This is a genomic window from Pseudomonas sp. QL9 (assembly GCF_041409665.1).
GTDB lineage: Bacteria > Pseudomonadota > Gammaproteobacteria > Pseudomonadales > Pseudomonadaceae > Pseudomonas > Pseudomonas knackmussii.
The window spans coordinates 5,874,714-5,896,951 of sequence record NZ_CP166971.1; the positions used below are offsets into that span (position 1 = coordinate 5,874,714).

Annotated in this window: 20 protein-coding genes; 16 read left to right on the forward strand and 4 right to left on the reverse strand. The window is 67.0% G+C overall.

Annotated elements, in window-relative coordinates; genetic code table 11:
* Positions 1–53 precede the first annotated feature (53 nt).
* The 4 genes from ACA097_RS27280 to paaY all read right to left on the reverse strand — a co-directional run bounded on the left by ACA097_RS27280 (position 54) and on the right by paaY (position 3,585).
* Entirely contained in the window at positions 54–488 is a 435-nt protein-coding gene (locus tag ACA097_RS27280) for a c-type cytochrome (RefSeq protein ID WP_330873408.1), read from the reverse strand.
* 440 nt (positions 489–928) lie between these two features.
* On the reverse strand, positions 929–1,846 hold the full coding sequence (gene feaR, locus ACA097_RS27285) for a transcriptional regulator FeaR (RefSeq protein ID WP_371367410.1): 918 nt from the start codon (positions 1,844–1,846) through the stop codon (positions 929–931).
* A 141-nt stretch (positions 1,847–1,987) separates the two neighbouring features.
* On the reverse strand, positions 1,988–2,911 hold the full coding sequence (gene paaX, locus ACA097_RS27290) for a phenylacetic acid degradation operon negative regulatory protein PaaX (RefSeq protein ID WP_043252403.1): 924 nt from the start codon (positions 2,909–2,911) through the stop codon (positions 1,988–1,990).
* Positions 2,912–2,988: 77 nt separating this feature from the next.
* Positions 2,989–3,585, reverse strand: a complete 597-nt coding sequence (gene paaY, locus ACA097_RS27295; RefSeq protein ID WP_371367412.1) for a phenylacetic acid degradation protein PaaY — start codon at positions 3,583–3,585, stop codon at positions 2,989–2,991.
* A gap of 471 nt (positions 3,586–4,056) precedes the next feature.
* On the opposite strand from paaY, the gene paaF reads away from it, so the two are divergent.
* The 16 genes from paaF (at position 4,057) to ACA097_RS27375 (ending at position 22,185) form a co-directional block, all read left to right on the forward strand.
* Positions 4,057–4,830, forward strand: a complete 774-nt coding sequence (gene paaF / locus ACA097_RS27300; protein WP_160287123.1) for a 2,3-dehydroadipyl-CoA hydratase PaaF — start codon at positions 4,057–4,059, stop codon at positions 4,828–4,830.
* Between the two features lie 74 nt (positions 4,831–4,904).
* On the forward strand, positions 4,905–5,696 hold the full coding sequence (gene paaG, locus ACA097_RS27305) for a 2-(1,2-epoxy-1,2-dihydrophenyl)acetyl-CoA isomerase PaaG (RefSeq protein ID WP_371367414.1): 792 nt from the start codon (positions 4,905–4,907) through the stop codon (positions 5,694–5,696).
* A gap of 2 nt (positions 5,697–5,698) precedes the next feature.
* Complete coding sequence (gene paaH / locus ACA097_RS27310) at positions 5,699–7,216, forward strand: 3-hydroxyacyl-CoA dehydrogenase PaaH (protein ID WP_371367416.1); 1,518 nt, start codon at positions 5,699–5,701, stop codon at positions 7,214–7,216.
* A complete protein-coding gene (gene paaI / locus ACA097_RS27315; RefSeq protein WP_371367418.1) occupies positions 7,209–7,655 on the forward strand; it encodes a hydroxyphenylacetyl-CoA thioesterase PaaI in 447 nt (148 codons plus the stop codon). The genes paaH and paaI overlap by 8 nt, the downstream gene beginning before the upstream one ends.
* The gene (pcaF, locus tag ACA097_RS27320; RefSeq protein WP_371367420.1) at positions 7,652–8,866 is read left to right on the forward strand and encodes a 3-oxoadipyl-CoA thiolase; all 1,215 of its coding nucleotides are present in this window, start codon (positions 7,652–7,654) and stop codon (positions 8,864–8,866) included. The genes paaI and pcaF overlap by 4 nt, the downstream gene beginning before the upstream one ends.
* A gap of 155 nt (positions 8,867–9,021) precedes the next feature.
* On the forward strand, positions 9,022–10,338 hold the full coding sequence (gene paaK, locus ACA097_RS27325; protein WP_043252387.1) for a phenylacetate--CoA ligase PaaK: 1,317 nt from the start codon (positions 9,022–9,024) through the stop codon (positions 10,336–10,338).
* A gap of 973 nt (positions 10,339–11,311) precedes the next feature.
* Complete coding sequence (locus tag ACA097_RS27330; protein WP_371367422.1) at positions 11,312–11,665, forward strand: DUF1428 domain-containing protein; 354 nt, start codon at positions 11,312–11,314, stop codon at positions 11,663–11,665.
* A gap of 382 nt (positions 11,666–12,047) precedes the next feature.
* Complete coding sequence (gene paaA, locus ACA097_RS27335; protein WP_043252382.1) at positions 12,048–13,040, forward strand: 1,2-phenylacetyl-CoA epoxidase subunit PaaA; 993 nt, start codon at positions 12,048–12,050, stop codon at positions 13,038–13,040.
* Positions 13,041–13,060: 20 nt separating this feature from the next.
* A complete protein-coding gene (gene paaB / locus ACA097_RS27340) occupies positions 13,061–13,342 on the forward strand; it encodes a 1,2-phenylacetyl-CoA epoxidase subunit PaaB (protein ID WP_009622486.1) in 282 nt (93 codons plus the stop codon).
* A gap of 10 nt (positions 13,343–13,352) precedes the next feature.
* The gene (paaC, locus tag ACA097_RS27345; protein WP_371367425.1) at positions 13,353–14,114 is read left to right on the forward strand and encodes a 1,2-phenylacetyl-CoA epoxidase subunit PaaC; all 762 of its coding nucleotides are present in this window, start codon (positions 13,353–13,355) and stop codon (positions 14,112–14,114) included.
* The gene (gene paaD / locus ACA097_RS27350) at positions 14,101–14,634 is read left to right on the forward strand and encodes a 1,2-phenylacetyl-CoA epoxidase subunit PaaD (RefSeq protein ID WP_043252377.1); all 534 of its coding nucleotides are present in this window, start codon (positions 14,101–14,103) and stop codon (positions 14,632–14,634) included. The genes paaC and paaD overlap by 14 nt, the downstream gene beginning before the upstream one ends.
* A gap of 167 nt (positions 14,635–14,801) precedes the next feature.
* Entirely contained in the window at positions 14,802–15,878 is a 1,077-nt protein-coding gene (gene paaE / locus ACA097_RS27355) for a 1,2-phenylacetyl-CoA epoxidase subunit PaaE (RefSeq protein WP_371367427.1), read from the forward strand.
* Positions 15,879–16,222: 344 nt separating this feature from the next.
* The gene (gene paaZ, locus ACA097_RS27360) at positions 16,223–18,274 is read left to right on the forward strand and encodes a phenylacetic acid degradation bifunctional protein PaaZ (protein WP_371367429.1); all 2,052 of its coding nucleotides are present in this window, start codon (positions 16,223–16,225) and stop codon (positions 18,272–18,274) included.
* A gap of 303 nt (positions 18,275–18,577) precedes the next feature.
* A complete protein-coding gene (locus ACA097_RS27365; RefSeq protein WP_371367431.1) occupies positions 18,578–19,885 on the forward strand; it encodes an amino acid permease in 1,308 nt (435 codons plus the stop codon).
* Positions 19,878–21,152, forward strand: coding sequence for an aspartate aminotransferase family protein (locus ACA097_RS27370; protein WP_371367433.1), 1,275 nt, complete (start codon positions 19,878–19,880; stop codon positions 21,150–21,152). Before ACA097_RS27365 ends, ACA097_RS27370 begins: the two co-directional genes overlap by 8 nt.
* A 10-nt stretch (positions 21,153–21,162) precedes the next feature.
* Positions 21,163–22,185 (forward strand): phosphotransferase enzyme family protein, encoded by a 1,023-nt coding sequence (locus ACA097_RS27375; protein WP_371367435.1) that lies wholly within the window; start codon positions 21,163–21,165, stop codon positions 22,183–22,185.
* Positions 22,186–22,238 lie beyond the last annotated feature (53 nt).

Here is a 22,238-nt window from a genome sequence, read left to right on the forward strand (position 1 = left end):
CGATCAGGCAGGGAACCGCAGCCCCGGCAGGCGCCGGGGGCGGCCAGGGAAATTCAGTGCTGTTGGCTCAGCCAGAGGCTCAGGGCCTTGCGCTCGTCGGCGTCGGCCAGGCCCTGGTACGGCATGTAGGTGCCGGGCACGGCGGTCTGCGGCTGGGCCAGGAAGGTTTCGAGGTTGTCGCGGGACCAGGTGGCGCCGTGGTCCTTCATCGCCTGGGAGTAGCTGAAACCAGCCAGCGAGCCGGCCTTGCGCCCGACCACGCCATGCAGGTTCGGACCCATGATGTTCGGGCCGCCGGCATTGGCGGTGTGGCACAGCGAGCAGTCGCGCTCGAACACGGCCTGGCCCTTGGCGGCATCGTCGGCCAGGGCGAGGCCGGACTGGACGGCGCCCAGGGCCAGCAGGAGGCCGCAGAGGCCGGTCTTGATTCGGGTTTTCACGGTGAACAGCATGGCGATCGCACTCTTGTAGATTTTCTTCGGACGCACCTGGGGCACGGCCGGTCGAGGTCGATTGTCGCCACGCGGGTGGATGCGGGTCTTTTTGTCTGTGCCAGTCGTGTTGGCAGGAGTGCCAATAGCGGGGGTCTAGTCCCTGTGCCGTTCGCTTCTAACCCGTAGGAGCGCGCCATGCGCACGATTCGCGGCCATGGGCCGCTCCTACAGGGACACACCGTGCCATGCGGTTCGCGGTTATGCGCCGTCGCCCGGCACGAAAACGGCGGATAACCCCTTCGGGGTTATTCACCCTACGAAGAGCGCCGGCACGCGTTGCTCTTGGGTCCCTGCGTTCGCGGGGAAGACGGAGATGGCGGGGATGGCGTGAACGTGTGCAGGAGCGGACCTTGTCCGCGAAAAGCATCGCGGATGAGATCCGCTCCTACAGAGGCATTGGTGCCGCGAGGGGCGGTGTCGCCACCGCCCCGCCCTCAATGCGCGTAGCGCTTGCGGTATTCGCCCGGCGACACGCCGAAGCGCGACTTGAACGCCGTCGAGAAGTAGCTCGAATCGGAGAAGCCCCAGGCGTAGCCCAGCGCCGAAAGCTTCTGCTCGCCGGCGGCGTTGCGCAGGGATTCGGCGCAGAAGTCCAGGCGGCGGTTCTTGATGTACTGCGCCACCACCAGGCCTTTCTTGGCGAACATGCGGTACAGGCCGCGCACCGACACGCCCACTTCGCGGGCGATCAGCTCCGGGCAGAGCTCTTCGGCGCCGATGTGCTCGTCGATGAAGGCCAGCGCCTTGCGGAATAGCCGCTCATGGCTGTCGCACTCGGCCTCCTGGTTTGCCAGTGCCGGGCGCAGCAGGCTGACCAGGGCGTCGAGGGTCGCCTCGCTTTCCTGCATGCCCAGGCCGTCCTGGCGGCTGGTTTCGAGCACCAGGGTGTTGGCCAGGATCGCCACCGGCGAGCTGGCCGGAATGCGCCGCGCGCAGGCGATGCCGGTGTGGCGCAGGCCGCGTTCGAGCACCTGGCGCGGGAGGATCAGCGACAGTTGCCGCGAGTTGTCCTCGTAGGTCATGTCGCACGGGCGGTTGGCGTCGACCAGGGTGATGTCGCCGCGCGACAGCACCACACGGCTGCCGTCCTGCTCCAGGTGCGAGCGGCCTTCCAGCTGGAATACCGCATAGAAGTGGCCATTGCCGCTGGCGCTGACTTCCTTGCTGGTCCGGTACAGGTGCACCTGCGCCATGTCGACGACGCTGAGCTTGATGGCACCTTCCTGGTACTCCCGCAGCTTTCCGTGGAAGGACGGCCCCAGGGTGCGCGCGTCGAAACGCCCGCAGGCCTGGTTGACCTGACCCAGCCATGCCTCGAAAGCCTCATCCCGGTAGATCGATGATGGGTTCATGACCTGCAAAGCCTCATACACGCATTTGTTGTTATCAGCGGACGCCTAGGCGCACATCCGTCATTTCCGATCTCGCGACCGGTGGTTCCGCAGCGCCGCCTCAGTACGGCGCTTTCAAAGCACGGTTCGGGCCAATCCGCTTCAGTTCAGCCCGCCGAAACGCCGGTAGAAGCTCTCGCCCACGTCCGGCAAGGGGCCGTCGGCGGTCTCCAGGGCGCTGTTCAGCCACTCTTCCGCCTTGGCGTACACCAGGCGGTAGAGGTTGCGACACAGCTGGCGCGCGGCCCGCCCTTCCCAGTCGCCAGGAAGCAGCTCGTCGGGCAATTGCGGGTCACGCAGCAGCAGCTTGCGGTATTCGTGGATCAAAAGGGTGCGCGCCAGGAAACAGTCCTGGGCGTCCAGTTCGGCCTGCTCGCGCAGCGCCTGCCAGAGCGGGCGGAACAGGCGGATGAATTCGCTGTAGTGCTGGCCGAGCTCGTCGATCTTCCAGCTCTCGCGCACCTGCAGGCGCATGGCGCGGGAGGCCAGCACTTCCTGGGCGTGGGTCTCGAAGACGATGCTGTCGTCCAGCGCGTCCAGGTCGAGCAGGGTCGCGGTGACGTCGGCGCGCTCGCAGCGCGGGCAGGCCAGCACGGTCGGGGCAATGGCGCCGAAGCCCTGCCATTCCAGTTCCTCGCGCACCTGCTTGCGCTTGTCGGCAGACAGCTGCGAGAGCATGACCAGCGTCCAGGCGCCGTCCCAGCCCTGCACGCCAGCGCTGTAGACCCGCTTGAAGGCCTTCTCGAAGCGCCGCCGGCCGGTGCCGGTGAGGCTGTAGTAGCTGCGCCGGCCGACTTTCTCGGCGGTCAGCCAGCCTTCCTTGGTCAGGCGGAAGATCGAGGTGCGGATCAGCCGCTCATTGATCCCCATGGGCTCCAGCAGGCCGATCAGGCTACCCAGCCAGACGGTTCCGCCGTGCGGTTCGATCGCGTCGCCATAAAGGGTGATGATCAGCGAACTGGCGCGGATCGGCGTCTGTTCCTGGAAGCGGGTAATCAGCTGGTTCAGCGGGGCGAGACTGCTCATGGCTCGGTTGGGCGCGGAGAAAGCGCCGACTATACCCGTCCGCCGTACGGCCTGGCCATTGGAGCGAACCCCAATGCTCATGCGCCCTGCCCCTTCGGCCGGAACCCCGAGTCGCCCATGCGCGGACGGCCCTCCTCGACCGCCGCCAGCGGCTGGCATTCCACCAGGCTGGCCAGGCAGCGCTTGGCCAGCTCCTGGTATTCGGCGGTGCCACGCTGTTTCCAGGCGATCTCTTCGGCGCTCAGCTCACGCTTGACGCTGGCCGGCGAGCCCATCACCAGGCTTTGCGGCGGGCACTCGAAGCCGGCCTTGACGAAGGCTGTGGCGGCGACGATGCAGCGCTCGCCGATGCGCGCCTTGTCCATCACCACCGCGTTCATGCCGATCAGCGCGTCGACACCGATGACGCAACCGTGCAGCACTGCGCCGTGGCCGATATGACCGTTGCGCTCGACGACAGTGTCGCTGTCGGGGAAGCCGTGCATCACGCAGGTATCCTGCAGGTTCGCCCCTTCTTCCAGGACGATCCGCCCAAAATCACCGCGCAATGCCGCCAGCGGACCGACATAGCAGCCCGGGCCGACGATGACGTCACCGATCAGCACCGCCGTCGGGTGCACGTAGGCGGTCGGATGAACCACCGGGGTCAGGCCGTCGAGGCTGTAGCAAGGCATCTCAGGCTTCTCCGCGAGGGTCAAGAGGCTCCAGCACGGCGGCTCGGGCGAACGGCATGGATAAGGCTCCTTTTTGCACATCGGCACTCGTGGGCGCCAGCAAGGCGGGACGGAAAGCACTCCGTCATGATTCGTCGTTTTGAAAATCTTGTATCACAACAAATCCGAACGTCAATGGAGCAAATGCTGTATCGCTTTTCAAAAGCCCGCCAGCAGACCAACGGCAACCCATGAATACATGGCTTGAAGGCCCCATATACCGGCCCTTAGGAGCACACCCGGTAATCCGGGCTCACCGCAGAGGCCTCCATATGAGACACATAAATAACTTTTATTCTTGTTGTTTTGTATCGCTTTAGGCATATACTGAATCCACGCCAGGCTCCGCCCGCCCGTCATTCGGCCAGCGCAGCCCATAACAATTCCAACGAAGCCGGCCCAGAGCCGTGCGTGCAGCCTGAGGAGCTTTCCATGCCTCGTACCCTCGCCGTGCAGGCGCCAGAGGACGGCGTCCGCTTGATCACCCTGCAGCGCCCCGAAGCGCTCAACGCCCTCAACACCGAGCTGCTCGGTGAGCTGGCGGCGGAGCTCGACGCCGCCGAACGCGATGCCGAAACCCGCGTGGTGGTCATCACCGGCAGCCGCAAGGCGTTCGCCGCCGGCGCCGACATCAAGGAAATGGCCGAGCGCGACCTGGTCGGCATCCTCAACGACCCGCGCGTCGCCCACTGGCAACGCATCACCGCCTTCTCCAAACCGCTGATCGCTGCGATCAACGGCTTCGCCCTGGGCGGCGGCTGCGAACTGGCGATGCACGCCGACATCCTCATCGCCGGTGAAGACGCCCGCTTCGGCCAGCCGGAAATCAACCTCGGCATCATGCCCGGCGCCGGCGGCACCCAACGCCTGCTGCGCGCGGTCGGCAAGTCGCTGGCCATGCAGATGGTCCTCACCGGCGAAGCCATCGACGCCCGCCTCGCCCAGCGCGCGGGCCTAGTCAGCGAAGTCACCCAACCCGAATTCACTGTCGAGCGCGCCCTGCAGATCGCCAAGGTCATCGCGCGCAAGGCGCCGCTGGCCGTGCGCATGGCCAAGGAAGCGCTGCTCAAGGCCCAGGACACGGATCTGGCCAGCGGCCTGCGCTTCGAGCGCCACGCCTTCACCCTGCTGGCCGGCACCGCCGACCGCGAGGAAGGCATCCGCGCCTTCCAGGAAAAGCGCCCGGCCCAGTTCAAGGGTCAGTGACGGCCCGTCGCCGCTGATCCGCCTACTGTTAATGACCCGATTGAAATCACCCGATTGATGGAGCGAGCCCGCCCATGAACTTCGAGCACATCCTGTTTTCCATCGAGGACGGCGTCGCCTTCCTCAGCCTGAACCGCCCGGATCAGCTGAACAGCTTCAATACGAAGATGCACGGCGAGGTGCGCGAGGCGCTCAAGCTGGTGCGCCAGAGCGAAGAAGCCCGCGTGCTGCTGCTGACCGGCGAAGGCCGTGGCTTCTGCGCCGGGCAAGACCTGTCCGACCGCAACGTCGCCCCGGGCGCCGAGATGCCCGACCTGGGCGAGTCCATCGAGAAGTTCTACAACCCGCTGATCCGCGCCCTGCGCGACCTGCCGTTGCCGGTGATCTGCGCGGTCAATGGCGTGGCCGCCGGCGCCGGCGCGAACATCCCGCTGGCCTGCGACCTGGTCCTGGCGGCGCGTTCGGCCAGCTTCATCCAGGCCTTCTGCAAGATCGGCCTGATCCCGGATTCGGGCGGCACCTGGACCCTCCCGCGCCTGGTCGGCATGGCCCGCGCCAAGGCCCTCGCACTGCTGGGCAATCGCCTGTCCGCCGAGCAAGCCGAACAGTGGGGCCTGATCTACCAGGTGGTGGACGATGCCAACCTGCGCGAGGAAGCCCTCAAACTCGCCCGCCACCTGGCCACCCAGCCGACTTACGGCCTGGCCCTGATCAAGCGCAGCCTCAACGCCAGCCTGAACAACAGCTTCGACGAGCAGTTGGAACTGGAGCGCGACCTGCAGCGCCTTGCCGGCCGCAGCGAGGACTACCGCGAGGGCGTCGGCGCCTTCATGGAAAAACGCACCCCCAGCTTCAAGGGCCGCTGATCATGCAAGCACTCGAAACCACCGCACTGGTCGCGGTGATCGGCGCCGGCGCCATGGGTGCCGGCATCGCCCAGGTGGCGGCCCAGGCCGGCCACCCGGTGAAGCTCTACGACAACCGCCCCGGCGCCGCCGCCCAGGCCGTCGAAGGCATCGACCGGCAGCTCGGCAAGCTGGTGGAGAAAGGCAAGCTCGCTGCCGAACAGCGCAGCGCCATCGTTGCGCGCCTGCAGCCGGCGGAAGCCATCGAGACCCTGGCCGACGCGCGCCTGGTGATCGAGGCCATCGTCGAGAACCTGGAAGTGAAGCGCGGCCTGCTGCGCCAGCTGGAAGAAATCTGCGCGGCAGATTGCATCCTCGCCAGCAACACCTCTTCGCTGTCCATCACCACCCTGGCCGCCGGCCTCAAGCACCCCGAGCGCGTCATCGGCATGCACTTCTTCAACCCGGCGCCGATCATGGCGCTGGTGGAAGTCGTCTCTGGCCTTGCCACCGCGCCGGAGCTGGCCAAAGCCCTGCACGCCACCAGCAGGAACTGGGGCAAGCAGCCGGTGTACACCCGCTCAACCCCCGGCTTCATCGTCAACCGCGTGGCCCGTCCGTTCTATGCCGAAAGCCTGCGCCTGCTGCAGGAAGGCGCAGCCGATTGCGCCAGCCTCGACGCCCTGCTGCGTGACGCCGGCGGCTTCCGCATGGGCGCCTTCGAGCTGACCGACCTGATCGGCCACGACGTCAACTACGCCGTGACCTGCTCGGTGTTCGACGCCTACTACGGCGACTTCCGCTTCCAGCCCTCGCTGATCCAGAAGGAGCTGGTCGACGCCGGCCGCTTCGGCCGCAAGACCGGCCGCGGCTTCTATGACTATTCCGAGGGTGCGGAGCGCCCGCAGGCTGCCGACCTGACCAGCGCCGCCGAAGTGGCGAGTTGCTTGGTCGAAGGCGACCTGGGCGTGGCCCAGCCGCTGGTGCAGCGCCTGAAGGACGCCGGCGTGCAGGTGATCCAACGCGCCGGCAGCGGCCTGCTGCGGGTCGGCGATGCCGTCCTGGCCCTTTCCGACGGCCGCCTGGCCAGCCAGCGCGCCAAGGAAGACGGCCTGCGCAACCTGGTGCTGTTCGACCTGGCGCTGGATTACGCCAAGGCCTCGCGCCTGGCCATCAGCTGGTCCGCCGACACCACTCCGCAGGCCCGCGATGAGGCAGTCGCCCTGCTGCAACGCGCCGGCCTGAAAGTCACCGCCCTGGCCGACCTGCCGGGCCTGGCCGTACTGCGTACCGTGGCCATGCTCGCCAACGAAGCCGCCGACGCCGTGCTGCAAGGCGTTGGCTCGGCAGCGGACATCGACCTGGCCATGCGCGCCGGGGTGAACTACCCGCGCGGCCCGCTGGCCTGGGCCGAAGCCATCGGCATCGGCTACGTGCTCGACACCCTGGACAACCTGCAACGCAGCTATGGCGAGGAGCGCTACCGCCCGTCCCTGCTGCTGCGCCGCAAGCACGCCGAAGGGAGCCGCTTCCATGACTGATCGCAGCCCCGAACAACTGGCCCGCGCCTGCGCCGACGCCATGTTCAGCCGCGACCAGGCCTCCCAGCGCATGGGCATGCGCCTGCTCGACGCCGGCCCCGGCAGCGCGAAGCTGGCCATGCCGGTGCGCGAGGACATGATCCAGGGCCACGGCACCTGCCACGGCGGCTACCTGTTCGCCCTGGCCGACTCGGCCTTCGCCTTCGCCTGCAACAGTTACAACGACGCCACCGTGGCCATCGGCTGCAGCATCGACTACGTGGCCCCGGCGCGCCTGGGCGACGAACTCACCGCCACCGCGAGCGAGCAGAGCCGCAGCGGCCGCACCGGCAACTACGACGTTCGAATCGAAAACCAGCACGGACAGCTGATCGCCCTGTTCCACGGCAAATCCTACAAAGTGCGCGGCACCGTGCTGGCGCAGGAGACCTCCGAATGACCGACCTGACTGACGCCCTGATCATCGACGCGGTGCGCACGCCCATCGGCCGCTACGCCGGCGCCCTGAGCGCGGTGCGTGCCGACGACCTCGCCGCCGTCCCGCTCAAGGCCCTGATGCAGCGCCACCCGGAGCTGGACTGGAGCGCCATCGACGACGTCATCTACGGCTGCGCCAACCAGGCCGGCGAAGACAACCGCAACGTCGCGCACATGGCCTCGCTGCTGGCCGGCCTGCCGACCTCCGTACCCGGCACCACCATCAACCGCCTGTGCGGCTCGGGCCTGGACGCCATCGGCAACGCCGCCCGCGCCCTGCGCTGCGGCGAAGCCGGGCTGATGATCGCCGGCGGCGTGGAATCCATGTCCCGCGCGCCCTTCGTCATGGGCAAATCCGAGCAGGCCTTCGGCCGCAGCGCGGAAATCTTCGACACCACCATCGGCTGGCGCTTCGTCAACAAGCTGATGAAGGCCCAGTACGGCATCGACTCCATGCCGGAAACCGCGGAGAACGTCGCCGAACAGTTCAACATCTCCCGCGCCGACCAGGACGCCTTCGCCCTGCGCAGCCAGCACAAGGCTGCCGCCGCACAGGCCCGTGGCCGCCTGGCGAAAGAAATCGTCCCGGTGGAAATCGCCCAGCGCAAAGGCCCGGCGAAGATCGTCGAGCACGACGAGCACCCGCGTGGCGACACCACCCTCGAACAACTGGCCAAGCTCGGCACGCCCTTCCGCGAAGGCGGCAGCGTCACTGCCGGCAACGCCTCGGGCGTCAACGACGGCGCCTGCGCCCTGCTCCTGGCCAGCCCGGCGGCTGCCCAGCGCCACGGCCTGAAGGCACGCGGCCGGGTGGTCGGCATGGCAGTGGCCGGGGTCGAGCCGCGCATCATGGGCATCGGCCCGGTGCCGGCGACCCGCAAGGTGCTGGAGCTGACCGGCCTGTCGCTGGCGCAGATGGACGTGATCGAACTCAACGAGGCCTTCGCCGCCCAGGGCCTGGCGGTCCTGCGCGAACTGGGCCTCGCGGACGACGACGAGCGGGTCAACCCCAATGGCGGCGCCATCGCCCTGGGCCACCCGCTGGGCATGAGCGGCGCGCGCCTGGTCACCACCGCGCTGCACGAACTGGAAGAACGCGGCGGCCGCTACGCGCTGTGCACCATGTGCATCGGCGTCGGCCAGGGCATCGCCCTGGTCATCGAGCGGCTGTAACGGCCCGCGCCCGACGGACGGTGCCTGCTGCGGCAGGCATTCCAAAGAGCCTGTCCAAGGGCGCAAAGACCACGAAGAACAGGGGGCGTATCCTGCTCCCATGACACTCGCAGCCCGCACGCGGGCTGGCGCACAAGAACAATTCGAGTGAACCCATGAACATGTACTACGACGCCGAACGTGCCCTGCTTGACCCGATGGAAACCGCCAGTATCGACGAGCTGCGCCAGCACCAGCTGGAGCGCCTGCGCTGGAGCCTCAAGCACGCCTACGAGAACGTTCCGCTGTACCGCAAGCGCTTCGACGAAGCCGGCGTGCACCCGGACGACCTGAAATCCCTGGACGACCTGGCGAAGTTCCCCTTCACCGGCAAGAACGACCTGCGCGACAACTACCCCTACGGCATGTTCGCCGTGCCGCAAAGCGAGATCGTGCGCCTGCACGCCTCCAGCGGCACCACCGGCAAACCCACCGTGGTCGGCTACACGCAGAACGACATCGACACCTGGGCCAACGTGGTGGCGCGCTCGATCCGCGCCGCCGGCGGGCGCAAGGGTGACAAGGTGCACATCTCCTACGGCTACGGCCTGTTCACCGGCGGCCTGGGCGCGCACTACGGCGCCGAGCGCCTGGGCTGCACCGTGATCCCGATGTCCGGCGGCCAGACCGAGAAGCAGGTCCAGCTGATCCGCGACTTCCAGCCGGACATCATCATGGTCACCCCGTCCTACATGCTGAACCTGGCCGACGAGATCGAACGCCAGGGCGTCGACCCGCACAGCCTCAAGCTGCGCCTGGGCATCTTCGGCGCCGAGCCGTGGACCGCCGAGCTGCGCCGCGCCGTGGAAGAGCGCCTGGGCATCACCGCCCTGGACATCTACGGCCTGTCCGAGATCATGGGCCCGGGCGTGGCCATGGAGTGCGCGGAAACCAAGGACGGCCCGACCGTCTGGGAAGACCACTTCTACCCCGAGATCATCGACCCGGCGACCGGCAAGGTCCTGCCCGACGGCGAATACGGCGAGCTGGTGTTCACCTCGCTGTCCAAGGAAGCGCTGCCGATGATCCGCTACCGCACCCGCGACCTGACCCGCCTGCTGCCGGGCACCGCACGCCCCATGCGCCGCATCGACAAGATCACCGGTCGCAGCGACGACATGCTGATCATCCGCGGCGTGAACGTGTTCCCGACGCAGATCGAGGAGCAGGTGCTGAAGGTCAAGCAACTGGCCGAGGTCTACGAGATCCACCTGTACCGCAACGGCAACATGGACAGCATGGACGTGCACGTCGAACTCAAGCACGACCTGCAACTCGATGCCGAGCAGCAGAAGCAAGTCGCCAACGAGCTGGGCAAGCAGATCAAGACCTACATCGGCATCAGCGCCCGCGTGCTGATCCAGCCCTTCCACAGCCTCAAGCGCTCCGAAGGCAAGGCCTGCCACGTGTTCGACAAGCGCAACCAGGGCTGACTCTCCCTGCAGCGCCCTTCAAAGCCCCGCCTTGTGCGGGGCTTTTTCTTTGCTGGGGCGGCGCGGCCATGCCATCCGCGAACGGCCATGTGCGGCGTATTCCCGTAGGAGCGGATTCATCCGCGATCTTTTTCGCGGACAAGGGCTAGGCGCACCCGTCACTCCTGCACGCCGCCACCCACGTCTTCCCCGCGAACGCGGGACAGCGCTTGCGCTGAACGCGCTTTAGCGCGGCCCGAAGGGCGAGCGGAGCGAGTCATCCAGAAACGTCTTGTGTGGTGTAGCGCGCCGCTTCGGCGTGTTCGGATGTTTCTTGTTTCGCCCCCTCGGGCGACCCACTTTGTCAAACGACACAAAGTGGGCAAAAGTCTTGCCCCGACATACGGGTCCGGCAAGCCGGACTTCCCTCGCACATCCCCACGCACCCGGAGGCCCGCCGTCGAGAGCACATCCCTGTACTCACGACGGCTCTTGCGACATCCATCTCGCATGACCTCCTCTGCGTGGGCTTTGCTCGGCCTTCTGTAAGGGGCGGTCCGGAGTGCGTGGATGTTCCTGCACTTCGTAGGATCGAGGGGGACGCCTAGTCCTTGCTCGCGAACCGCACGGCACAAATGCCGACCCTGTAGGGCGAATAACCCCGAAGGGGTTATCCGCCGTTTTCGTTCCAGGTAACGGCGCATAACCGCGAACGCGGTTATGCGCCCCACGGTTGGAATTGGCGCGGGGATTTTCGCGGATGAATCCGCTCCTACAGGATTGCGTCTATCTTCGCCGCGCACGTCGAACAGTTCCCTCTCCCGCTTGCGGGAGAGGGAACGGAGTCACACCGAAACGCCTGCGCACCCGGCCGGCGCCGACCATCCATCGCCCACCGCCCTGCCCCTGTCGATCCTCCCCCGCTCCACTCGACCAATCAGTGAATGGCACCCACGCGGGCGCCCTCACACCCATTCGCAATGGAGATACGACCATGAACTACATCGTTGGCTTCGTCCTCGCCGTGCCCACGGCCAAGCGCGAGGAGTACACCCGGCTGGCCCGCTCGGCGGCGGGCGTGTTCAGGGAGCATGGCGCGCTGAATGTCGTCGAGTGCTGGGGCGATGACGTGCCCGACGGCAAGCTCACTTCCTTCCCCATGGCCGTGAAGCGCCAGGAGGACGAGACGGTGGTGTTCTCCTGGATTACCTGGCCCTCGCGCGAGGCTCGCGATGCCGGCATGCAGAAGGCCATGGAGGACAAGCGCCTATGGCCCGAGGGCCAGACGATGCCCTTTGACGGCAAGCGCATGATCTATGGCGGCTTCCAGGTGATCCTCGACCATTGATGGCCGGAGGCGCCGGCACTGCCGGCGCCTCAACGAAACGCCATAAAGACATTCATCCAATATTTACGTATCGCTTTACTCGGCAACCGTTCGTCTCCCTGCTTCCCCCTACACCCTCGCAGCCGGCCTCCCGGATTGAGGCAAGCGCGGTCTATAAATCCGCACAAATCCTGCAAATAACCTCACGTTCTGCGAACTTTTGCGCAAACAAGACGCACAACTGCGCTCACGCCGCTGTTTACCCGGCGCCCCCTCAATGCCAAAGCGACACAAAAACACATACGACACACTATTTAGTGTTAGACATTAGATTCTGTATCATTTAAAAATACACCCATGGCCAAGGCCTCCCCCACAACAGAACAAAGGCTGGAGACACAGCATGTACGCACAACTGGTTGAGACCGGCGTGAAGCGCGTCAAGGCGCTGGACGAGATGTCCGCCGAGGAGCGCGCCTTCCAGGAGAAGATCGACGCCGAGATCAAGATCGAGGCGAAGAACTGGATGCCCGACGCCTACCGCCAGACCCTGATCCGGCAGATCTCCCAGCACGCCCACTCGGAAATCGTCGGCATGCTGCCCGAAGGCAACTGGGTGACCCGCGCACCGACCTTGAAGCGCAAGCTGCAGCTGATGGCGAAGATCCAGGACGAAGCCGGCCACGGCCTGTACCTGTACAGCGCCATGGAGACCCTGGGTGCCGACCGCGACGAGGAAATCGCCAAGCTGCATTCGGGCAAGGCCAAGTACTCCAGCATCTTCAACTACCCGACGCTGAACTGGGCCGACATGGGCGCGGTGGGCTGGCTGGTGGATGGCGCCGCGATCGTCAACCAGGTGGTGCTGCAGCGCACCTCCTACGGCCCCTACTCCCGCGCCATGATCCGTATCTGCAAGGAAGAGAGCTTCCACCAGCGCCAGGGCTACGAAATCCTCCTGACCATGATGCGCCACGGCACCCAGGCGCAGAAGGACATGGTCCAGGACGCCATCAACCGCCTCTGGTGGCCGGCGCTGATGATGTTCGGCCCGAGCGACGAGCACTCCCCCAACAGCGCCCAGTCCATGGCCTGGAAGATCAAGCGGCAGAGCAATGACGAACTGCGCCAGCGCTTCATCGACCAGACCGTGCCGCAACTGGAGCTGCTCGGCTGCACCGCCCCCGATCCGCACCTGAAGTGGAACGAGGAACGCGGCCACTACGACTTCGGCGAGATCCAGTGGGAAGAGTTCTACGAGGTGCTCAAGGGCAATGGCCCGTGCAATGCCGAGCGCGTCGCCACCCGTCGCAACGCCATCGAAAGTGGCGCCTGGGTCCGCGAAGCCGCGGTCGCCCATGCCCGCAAAAAACAACAGAAACGTGACGCTGCCTGAGCCGCGAGGAGACAACCACCATGGCTGAATGGACCCTTTTTGAAGTCTTCGTGCGCAGCAAGCACGGCCTGAACCACAAGCACGTTGGCAGCGTTCACGCCGCTGACGCCGCCATGGCCATCGAGAACGCCCGCGAGCTCTATACCCGCCGCAACGAAGGCGTGAGCCTGTGGGTCGTGCCCTCGGCGCTGATCACCGCCTCTTCGCCGGACGAGAAAGACCCGCTGTTCGACCCGGCTCAGGACAAGGTCTACCGCCACGCCAGCTTCTACGAGCTGCCGCCCGAAGTCGGCCACATGTGAGATCGCGTGCATGAACCCGAACAACGACAAGATCGAATACCTGCTGCGCCTCGCCGACAGCGCCCTGATCCAGGGTCAGCGCCTGTGCGAATGGTGCGGCCGTGCCCCGGCCCTGGAAGAAGAGCTGGCGCTGATGAACGTCGGCCTCGACCTCGTTGGCCAAGCGCGCAACTGGTACGAGTACGCCGTGGAGCTTCTGGATGACGGCCGCGATGCCGACCAGTTGGCCTTCCGCCGCGACGAGCGCGCCTTCCGCAACCTGCTGCTGGTCGAGCAACCCAACGGCGACTTTGCCGTGACCATGACCAAGCAGTTCCTCTACGACGCCTGGCACTTCCACGTGCTGCGCGCCCTGAGCGACTCCAGCGACGCGCGCATCGCCGCCATCGCCGCCAAGGGTCTGAAGGAAGTCACCTACCACCTGCGCCGTTCCGGCGAGTGGGTCGAGCGCCTGGGCGACGGTACCGAGGAAAGCCACCAGCGCATGCTCGCGGCCATCCCGCAGGTGTGGCGATTCACCGTCGAAATGACCAATGCCGACGACGTCGAGCAGCGCCTGTTCGCCGAGGGCGTAGCGCCGAATCCGGAAGAACTGGCCGCCGCCTGGCGCGCCAAGGTCGCCGACATCTTCGCCAGCGCCACCCTGCCGCTGCCGGAGCCCGCGGTGAACTTCTACCTCAGCGGCCGCCGCGGCCTCCACACCGAGCACCTGGGCATTCTCCTGGCCGAGATGCAATTCCTTCAGCGAGCCTACCCCGATGCGACCTGGTGAGCTGATCGCCAGCGACCGTGGCGCGCGCGCAGGCTCCGCTGACGACCTCAGCCAGGCCTGGAGCGTGCTCGGCCAGGTGATGGACCCGGAAGTGCCGGTGGTCAGCGTCGTCGACCTCGGCATCGTCCGCGGCCTCGACTGGCGGGACGGGCACCTGCACGTGGTGGTCACCCCCACCTACTCCGGCTGCCCGGCCACCGAGGTGATTGAACAGGACATCCAGCACGCCCTGGAGCACGCCGGCTTCGCCGCGCCGCAACTGGAGCGCCGCCTGGACCCGGCCTGGACCACCGACTGGATCAGCGAGCACGGCCGCGAAGCGCTGCGCGCCTACGGCATAGCGCCGCCGGCCGGCAGCACCAGCAAGCGCAGCCTGCTTGGCGAGAGCCCGGAAGTGTGCTGCCCGCAATGCGGCAGCGCGCACACCGAGCAGCTCAGCCAGTTTGGCTCGACCGCCTGCAAAGCGCTGTACCGCTGCATCGACTGCCGCGAACCATTCGACTATTTCAAGTGCATCTAGGAGGACGAAGACAACCTGCTGCGCTCGGCCATGCGTCGTTGGAAACGACTTCGGAATGCTCATTCACACACGTGAACTGCGCTTCCAGAGTCGCTTCCGCCTAGCCTGACCATCGCTCGCGACGTTTGTATTCGCCCCCCAAGCGGCGCCGCCGCCGGAGAAGAACAATGAGCAAGTTCCACAGCCTGAAAATCAAGGAAGTGCGCCCGGAGACCCGCGATGCGGTGTCCATCCTCTTCGAGGTGCCGGCGGACCTGGCCGACAGCTTCCGCTTCACCCAGGGCCAGCACCTGGTGATGCGCACCCAGATGGACGGCGAGGAAGTGCGCCGCTCCTACTCCATCTGCAGCGGCATCAACGACGGCGAGCTGCGCGTGGCGATCAAGCGCGTGGCCGGCGGCCGCTTCTCGGCCTACGCCAACGATTCGCTCAAGGCCGGCGCCAGCCTGGAAGTGATGCCGCCGTCCGGCCACTTCCACGTCGAACTGGACCCGGCGCGCCACGGCAACTACCTGGCGGTGGCCGCCGGCAGCGGCATCACGCCGATCCTGTCGATCGTCAAGACCACCCTGGAAACCGAGCCGCACAGCCGCGTCACCCTGATCTACGGCAACCGCTCGAGCAACGCGGCGATGTTCCGCGAGCAGTTGGAAGACCTGAAGAACCGTTACCTGCAGCGCCTGAACCTGATCTTCGTGTTCAGCCGCGAGCAGCAGGACGTGGACCTGTACAACGGCCGCATCGACGCCGACAAGTGCGGCCAGCTGTTCAGCCGCTGGATCGACGTGAAGCACCTCGACGCCGCCTTCATCTGCGGCCCGCAGGCGATGACCGAGACCGTGCGCGACCAGCTCAAGGGCAACGGCATGCCGGCCGAGCGCATCCACTTCGAGCTGTTCGCCGCCGCCGGCAGCGAAAGCAAGCGCGAAGCCCGCCAGGCCGCCGCCGCGACCGACAGCGGCAAGAGCCAGATCACCGTGATCAGCGATGGCCGCGAGCTGTCCTTCGAGCTGGCCCGCAACAGCGTCAGCGTGCTCGACGCCGGCAACGCCCAGGGCGCCGAACTGCCCTACTCCTGCAAGGCCGGCGTGTGCTCGACCTGCAAGTGCAAGGTGGTTTCGGGCGAGGTGGAGATGGACAGCAACTTCGCCCTGGAAGACTACGAAGTGGCGGCCGGCTACGTGTTGTCCTGCCAGGCCTTCCCGCTGAGCGACAAGGTGGTGCTGGACTTCGACCAGCTCTGATTCTCAGCTCTTCGTAGGAGCGAGCTTGCTCGCGAACCCGCCTGATCCTGGCGAAACGCGGACGAGGTCCGCTCCTACGAAAGCCGTGTCCCCCTGTAGGAGCGGACCTTGTCCGCGATCAATACCTCCGCACAACCTGAAACCCCGGTGGCATGCGGTTCGCGAGCAAGCTCGCTCCTACAGGTAACGCATCACGCTGTACCGCCATCGACCCACAAGGCCCCTGGCGTCCCAATCCGGCGGCTTCGTACCGCCCCTTTTCACGCGCCGCCGACGCCCACCCGGCGCGGCGGTCAACCGGCCACGGGCCGGCACCCTTGCGTAGCGATTTGGAGGAATAAGCGATGGCCCAAGAGCCCATCCTGCAAAGTTTCATCGGCGGCCGCTGGATCGGCCAGCATGGCGCCCAGGCGCTGCGTAGCGCACTCAACGGCCAGTTGGTCGCGCAGACCCACGAAGAGTCCCTGGACTTCGCCGAAGCCGTGGCCCACGCCCGCCAGCAAGGCCTGGCCGAGCTCATGGCCATGGACTTCCAGCAGCGCGCCCAGCGCTTGAAGGCCCTGGCGCTGTACCTGATGGAGCGCAAGGAACAGCTCTACGAGATTTCCCGCCACACCGGCGCCACCCGCGCCGACAGCTGGATCGACATCGAAGGCGGCGCCGGCACCCTGTTCGCCTACGCCGGCGTCGGCGGCCGCGAGCTGCCCTCGGGCAACGTGGTCCACGAAGGCCCGGCCATCCCGCTGGGCAAGACCGGCAAGTTCGCCGGCAGCCACATCCTGGTCCCGCGCGGCGGCATCGCCGTGCACATCAACGCCTTCAACTTCCCGATCTGGGGCATGCTCGAGAAGTTCGCACCGAGCTTCCTCGCCGGCATGCCCTGCATCGTCAAGCCGGCCACGGCCACCAGCTACGTGACCGAAGCCGCCGTGCGCGTCATGCACGAGTCCGGCCTGCTCCCGGCTGGCAGCCTGCAGCTGATCATCGGCGGCACGGGCGACCTGCTGGACCGCCTGCAAGGCCAGGACATCGTCACCTTCACCGGCTCCGCCGACACCGCCGCCAAGCTGCGCGTGAACCCCAACCTGATCCGCAACTCGGTGCCGTTCAACGCCGAGGCCGACTCGCTGAACTGCGCCATACTCGCGCCGGACGTCACCCCGGACGACGAAGAATTCGACCTCTTCGTCAAGGAAGTGGCCCGCGAGATGACCACCAAGGCCGGGCAGAAATGCACCGCCATCCGCCGCGCCATCATCCCCGCCAAGCACATCGACGCCGTTGCCGAACGCCTGCGTGACCGCCTGGCCAAGGTCGTGGTCGGCGACCCGTCGGTGGAAGGCGTGAAGATGGGGGCGCTGGCCTCCCACGCCCAACAGGCCGACGTCGCCGAGCGCGTCGAGGCCCTGCTGAAATCCAGCGATCTTCTGTTTGGCGCGAAGGATGGTTTCGCCCCGCGCGGCGAAGGCGTGAACGAAGGCGCCTTCTTCGCCCCGACCCTGCTGCGCAGCCGAGATCCGCACGCCGAAGGCGGTGCACACGACATCGAGGCCTTTGGCCCGGTCAGCACCCTGATGGGCTACGACGACATCGACGAAGCCATCGCCCTGGCCGCGCGCGGCAAAGGCAGCCTGGTAGCCAGCCTGATTACCCGTGATCCGCAAGTGGCGGCCAAAGTGGTTCCGGCTATGGGCGCGCTGCATGGCCGCCTGCACATCCTCGACCGCGAGTCTGCCGCCGAGTCCACCGGCCACGGCTCGCCGCTGCCGGTGCTCAAGCACGGCGGCCCGGGTCGCGCCGGCGGTGGCGAAGAACTGGGCGGCCTGCGCGCCGTCAAGCACTACCTGCAACGCACCGCGGTGCAGGGTTCGCCGACCATGCTGATGGCCGTCACCGGCGAATACGTGCGCGGCGCCAAGGTCTACGAGACCGAAGTGCATCCGTTCCGCCGCTACTTCGACGACCTGCAGATCGGCGAGTCGCTGCTGACCCACCGCCGCACCGTCACCGAAGCCGACCTGGTCAACTTCGGCTGCCTGTCGGGCGACCACTTCTACATGCACTTCGACGAGCTGGCGGCGAAAGACTCGCAGTTCGGCAAGCGCATCGCCCACGGCTACTTCGTGCTCTCCGCGGCCGCCGGCCTGTTCGTCTCCCCCGGCGTCGGCCCGGTGCTGGCCAACTACGGCCTGGACACCCTGCGCTTCATCAACCCGGTGGGCATCGGCGACACCATCCAGGCCCGCCTGACCTGCAAGCGCAAGATCGACCAGGGCAAGAAGAGCCCCAAGGGCGAGCCGCAAGGCGTGGTCGCCTGGGACGTGGAAGTCACCAACCAGAACGGCGAGCTGGTGGCCAGCTACGACATCCTGACCCTGGTGCTCAAGCGCGCCTGATTCCGCATTTACTCCGGTGTCACCCTCGACCGGCCTTCGGGCCGGTCTTTTTTTGCCTGGAGCAAACCCGGGAACTGCGCGAGGGATTGCGTTTCGTGGGAGCGCGCTTGCTCGCGATCCCTTAACCCGCTGCGAGGCGATTCGCGAGCAAGCTCGCTCCTGCAGCAATGGCGTTGCATCCGCGCGTGTTTGCGTATTTCTGATATCGCCCCAAGCCCTCCCTTCGTACCTTCTGCCCTGCCCCGCGCTTGAGAGCCGGGCGCGTGCAGTTCCCCCTACAACAACAAAAGAAGGGTTCGCTCCATGCTCAAACAAGGCGTTCTTCGCTGGCCCCAGGTCGCCGGGCTCGGCATCTCGCTGGTCATCGCCGGCCAGTTCTCCGGCTGGAACTACGGCCTGGCCGGCAACGGCTGGACCAACATGCTCCTCGCCACCCTCTTGATGGCCGTGCTCTGCGGCGGCCTGGCGCTGTGCATCACCGAACTTTCCACCGCGCAGCCACACGCCGGCGGCGTGTTCGCCTATGCGCAACTGGCCTTCGGGCCCTTCGTCGGCTACCTGGTCGGCGCCGCCTGCGCGCTGGCCCTGACCATCGGCACCGGTGCCGCCGCCAACTTCCTCGCCGCCTATATGGAGTCGGTTTTCGGCTTCGGCGGCTGGCCGGTACGCATCGGGCTATTCATGCTGATCATCGGCATCCATATCGTCGGTGTCGGCGAGGCCCTGGGCCTGACCCTGCTGGCCGGCGCCGTGGCTGCGGTCGCCCTGCTCGCCTTCGGCGGCGCCATGCTGCCGCACGTGCAGTGGGGCAACCTGGTCCCGGCTTCCGGCGACCTGCTGCAGAACGCCAGCCTGCACGGCATCTTCGCCTGCGTGCCCTTCGCCATCTGGATGTTCATCTGCCTGGAGCAGGTCAGCTCCGCCGCCGAGGAAGCCGCCGACCCCGGCCGCAACATGCCGCGCGGCATCCTCGCCGCCGTCGGCACGCTGCTGCTGACCGCCCTGCTGGTGGTGATCGCCGCACCGGGTGCAGCTGGCGTGGAGGCCGTCGGTAACGCAGCCGACCCGCTGTACGCCGCCATGACCCACGGCGGGCTCTACAGCGAACACGACTGGCTGCCGCTGCTGGTCGGCTCCGGTGCCGTGTGCGGCCTGCTGGCGACCTTCTTCTCTGTGGTCTTCTCCGCCTCCCGCCAACTCTATGCCCTGGCCCGCGACGGTTTCTTCCCCGTCGCCCTGACCCGCACCAACCGCCGTGGCTCGCCCTACGTTGCCCTGCTGGTGCTGAGCGTGATCGGCTTGCCGCTGACCCTGGTACCGCCGGAAAACCTGCTGCTGTGCGTCGTCCTGCTGCTGGGCAGCTGCCACCTGGTGCTGTTCGCCGCGTACCTGCGCCTGCGCCGCAGCCAGCCGCAACTGGCCCGTCCCTTCCGCCTGCGCGGCGGCCCCGTGGTGGCCGTGGTCGGCATGGGCCTGACCCTGATCGTCATCGCCGCCTGCTTCCAGCTCGAACTGGCCATGCTCAGCGCCCTCGCCGTCGTGGTCGCGCTGCTGGTCCTCAACTACCTGCTGCGCACCGGCAAACCCCTGGAGAACCCCGAACATGTCTGAAGCCACCCTCCTGCAACGCCGCCACCGGGTCATGGGCGACGCCTCGCCGCTGTTCTACGACGAGCCTCTGGAACTGGTGAAGGGCGAAGGCGTCTGGCTCATCGACGCCAACGGCCAGCGCTACCTGGACTGCTACAACAACGTGCCCTGCGTCGGCCACTGCCACCCCAAGGTGGTGGCGGCAATGGCCGAGCAGGCAGCGACCCTGAACATCCACACCCGCTACCTGAACGAGCGCGTGGTGCGCTACGCGGAGAACCTCACCGCGACCTTCGCCGCGCCGCTGGACGCGGTGATGTTCACCTGCACCGGCAGCGAAGCGAACGAGCTGGCGCTGCGCATGGCCCGCTACTTCAGCGGCAACCGCGGGGTGATCGTCAGTGACTACAACTATCACGGCAACACCACCAGCCTGGCCGCGGTGACCACCGCCCTGCCGAGCTCCGAGCCGTTCTCGCTGCACGCTCGCGCGGTGCCGATCCCCTGCCTGTACCAGGCCGACGGCAGCCCCGAGGCCGTTGCCGAGCGCTATGTCGCTCGGGTCGCCGCGGCCATCACCTCGCTGCAGGCGGCCGGCGTCGGCCTCGCCGCCATGCTGATCGACACCCTGTTCGCCAACGAAGGCATCCCGCGCCTGCCGGCCGGCTACCTGGAGCGCGTAGCGAAACTGGTGCGCGACGCCGGCGGCCTGTTGATCGTCGACGAAGTGCAGTCCGGCTTTGCCCGCACCGGCGAACACATGTGGGGCCATCAGGCGCACCCGGTGGTGCCGGACTTTGTCACCCTCGGCAAGCCGATGGGCAACGGCTTCCCCCTCGCCGGCGTGATCGCCAACCGCGAGCGGGTCGAAGCATTCGGCCGCAGCAACCTGTACTTCAACACCTTCGGCGGTTCACCCGTGGCCGCCGCCGTCGGCCAGGCAGTACTCGACGTGATCGCCGAGCAGGACCTGCAAGGCAACGCCCTGCGCCAGGGCGCCAAGCTGGACGCCGCGCTGCATCGCCTGGCCGAGCGTCATTCGATCATCGGCGACGTGCGCGGCAAGGGCCTGTTCTTCGCCGTCGAGCTGGTGCGCGACCGTTCAAGCCGCGAGCCGGCCGGCGCCGAGGCGCGGCGCATCGTCAACCAGCTGCGCCAGCGCGGCGTGCTGATCAGCAAGATCGGCGCCCACGACAACATCCTGAAGATCCGTCCGCCGCTGGTGTTCGAAGCCGAGCACGGCGAGCTGTTCATCGACCGCCTGGACCAGGCCCTGAGCGAACTCTGAGGAATTGCCCATGACCGATTTCTCCCATCTCGACCACGACCAGCAGGTCGCCCGCCTGCACGCCCTGGCGCAGGACGCGCTGCGCCACTGGGACGGCGACTTCGTCGGCCTGGAGCTGATCAAGTACCGCGAAAACGCCGTGTTCTGCGCCACCCGCAGCGACGGCACCCGCAGCGCCCTGCGCGTGCACCGCGACGGCTACCACAGCGAAGCCGAGCTGCGCTCGGAGCTGACCTGGATGGAGCAGCTCGCCGCCGGCGGCATTGGCGTGCCGCAAATCATCCGCACCCGCAACGGCGAGCACCTGGCTGAAGTGCGCAGTGCAGCGCTGGCCGAGCCACGCTTCGTCGACATGCTCGGTTGGCTCGCCGGCGCCACCCTGGGCTCCGCCGAGCAAGGCCTGCAAACCGAAGGCGACATCGAGGCGCTGTTCTTCCAGGCCGGCGCCGTGGCCGCGCGCATCCACCTGAACTCGGCGCAGTGGCGCCAGCCCAACGAGTTCACCCGACATGCCTGGGACGAAGAAGGCCTGATCGGCGCCAACCCGTTCTGGGGCCGCTACTGGGAGCTCGATCTGCTCAGCACGCAAGAGCGCGACCTGCTCCAGCGCGCCCGCCAGGAAGCCCGCCACGACCTGCGCCGCTATGGCCGCCAGCTCGGCAACTTCGGCATGATCCACGCCGACCTGGTGCCGGAAAACCTGCTGCTGGACGGCGGCAAGCTGCAACTGATCGACTTCGACGACGCCGGCTTCGGCTGGCACATGTTCGAGTTGGCCACTGCGCTCTACTTCTGCCAGGACGACCCACGCCTGGCGGATATAGAAGCAGCGCTGCTCGCCGGCTACGACTCGGTGAAACCGCTGACCGCCGAAGACCGCGCCAGCCTGCCGCTGTTCCTCGCCCTGCGCGGCACCACCTACCTCGGCTGGGTGCACACCCGGCGCAACAGCCGCACCGCCGAGGAGCTGGCGCCAATGCTGATCGAACGCGCCTGCCAACTGGCCGAGGCGTACCTGGCCAGCCGCGCCTGAGGTCGCGCATCTGGCAGACAGGGCAAGGCCACTGGCACGCTGCGCAAGCCGTG

Coding starts and splice junctions, on each gene's coding strand:
- paaY (WP_371367412.1), bottom strand. CDS start 3,585: ATGCCTTGCTACAGCCTCGACGGCCTGACCCCGGTGGTTCATCCGACC.
- paaH (WP_371367416.1), top strand. CDS start 5,699: ATGCAAGCACTCGAAACCACCGCACTGGTCGCGGTGATCGGCGCCGGC.
- ACA097_RS27375 (WP_371367435.1), top strand. CDS start 21,163: ATGACCGATTTCTCCCATCTCGACCACGACCAGCAGGTCGCCCGCCTG.
- paaE (WP_371367427.1), top strand. CDS start 14,802: ATGAGCAAGTTCCACAGCCTGAAAATCAAGGAAGTGCGCCCGGAGACC.
- feaR (WP_371367410.1), bottom strand. CDS start 1,846: ATGAACCCATCATCGATCTACCGGGATGAGGCTTTCGAGGCATGGCTG.
- paaD (WP_043252377.1), top strand. CDS start 14,101: ATGCGACCTGGTGAGCTGATCGCCAGCGACCGTGGCGCGCGCGCAGGC.
- paaB (WP_009622486.1), top strand. CDS start 13,061: ATGGCTGAATGGACCCTTTTTGAAGTCTTCGTGCGCAGCAAGCACGGC.
- paaI (WP_371367418.1), top strand. CDS start 7,209: ATGACTGATCGCAGCCCCGAACAACTGGCCCGCGCCTGCGCCGACGCC.
- ACA097_RS27330 (WP_371367422.1), top strand. CDS start 11,312: ATGAACTACATCGTTGGCTTCGTCCTCGCCGTGCCCACGGCCAAGCGC.
- paaZ (WP_371367429.1), top strand. CDS start 16,223: ATGGCCCAAGAGCCCATCCTGCAAAGTTTCATCGGCGGCCGCTGGATC.
- ACA097_RS27370 (WP_371367433.1), top strand. CDS start 19,878: ATGTCTGAAGCCACCCTCCTGCAACGCCGCCACCGGGTCATGGGCGAC.
- paaX (WP_043252403.1), bottom strand. CDS start 2,911: ATGAGCAGTCTCGCCCCGCTGAACCAGCTGATTACCCGCTTCCAGGAA.
- paaG (WP_371367414.1), top strand. CDS start 4,905: ATGAACTTCGAGCACATCCTGTTTTCCATCGAGGACGGCGTCGCCTTC.
- paaF (WP_160287123.1), top strand. CDS start 4,057: ATGCCTCGTACCCTCGCCGTGCAGGCGCCAGAGGACGGCGTCCGCTTG.
- pcaF (WP_371367420.1), top strand. CDS start 7,652: ATGACCGACCTGACTGACGCCCTGATCATCGACGCGGTGCGCACGCCC.
- paaA (WP_043252382.1), top strand. CDS start 12,048: ATGTACGCACAACTGGTTGAGACCGGCGTGAAGCGCGTCAAGGCGCTG.
- paaK (WP_043252387.1), top strand. CDS start 9,022: ATGAACATGTACTACGACGCCGAACGTGCCCTGCTTGACCCGATGGAA.
- paaC (WP_371367425.1), top strand. CDS start 13,353: ATGAACCCGAACAACGACAAGATCGAATACCTGCTGCGCCTCGCCGAC.
- ACA097_RS27365 (WP_371367431.1), top strand. CDS start 18,578: ATGCTCAAACAAGGCGTTCTTCGCTGGCCCCAGGTCGCCGGGCTCGGC.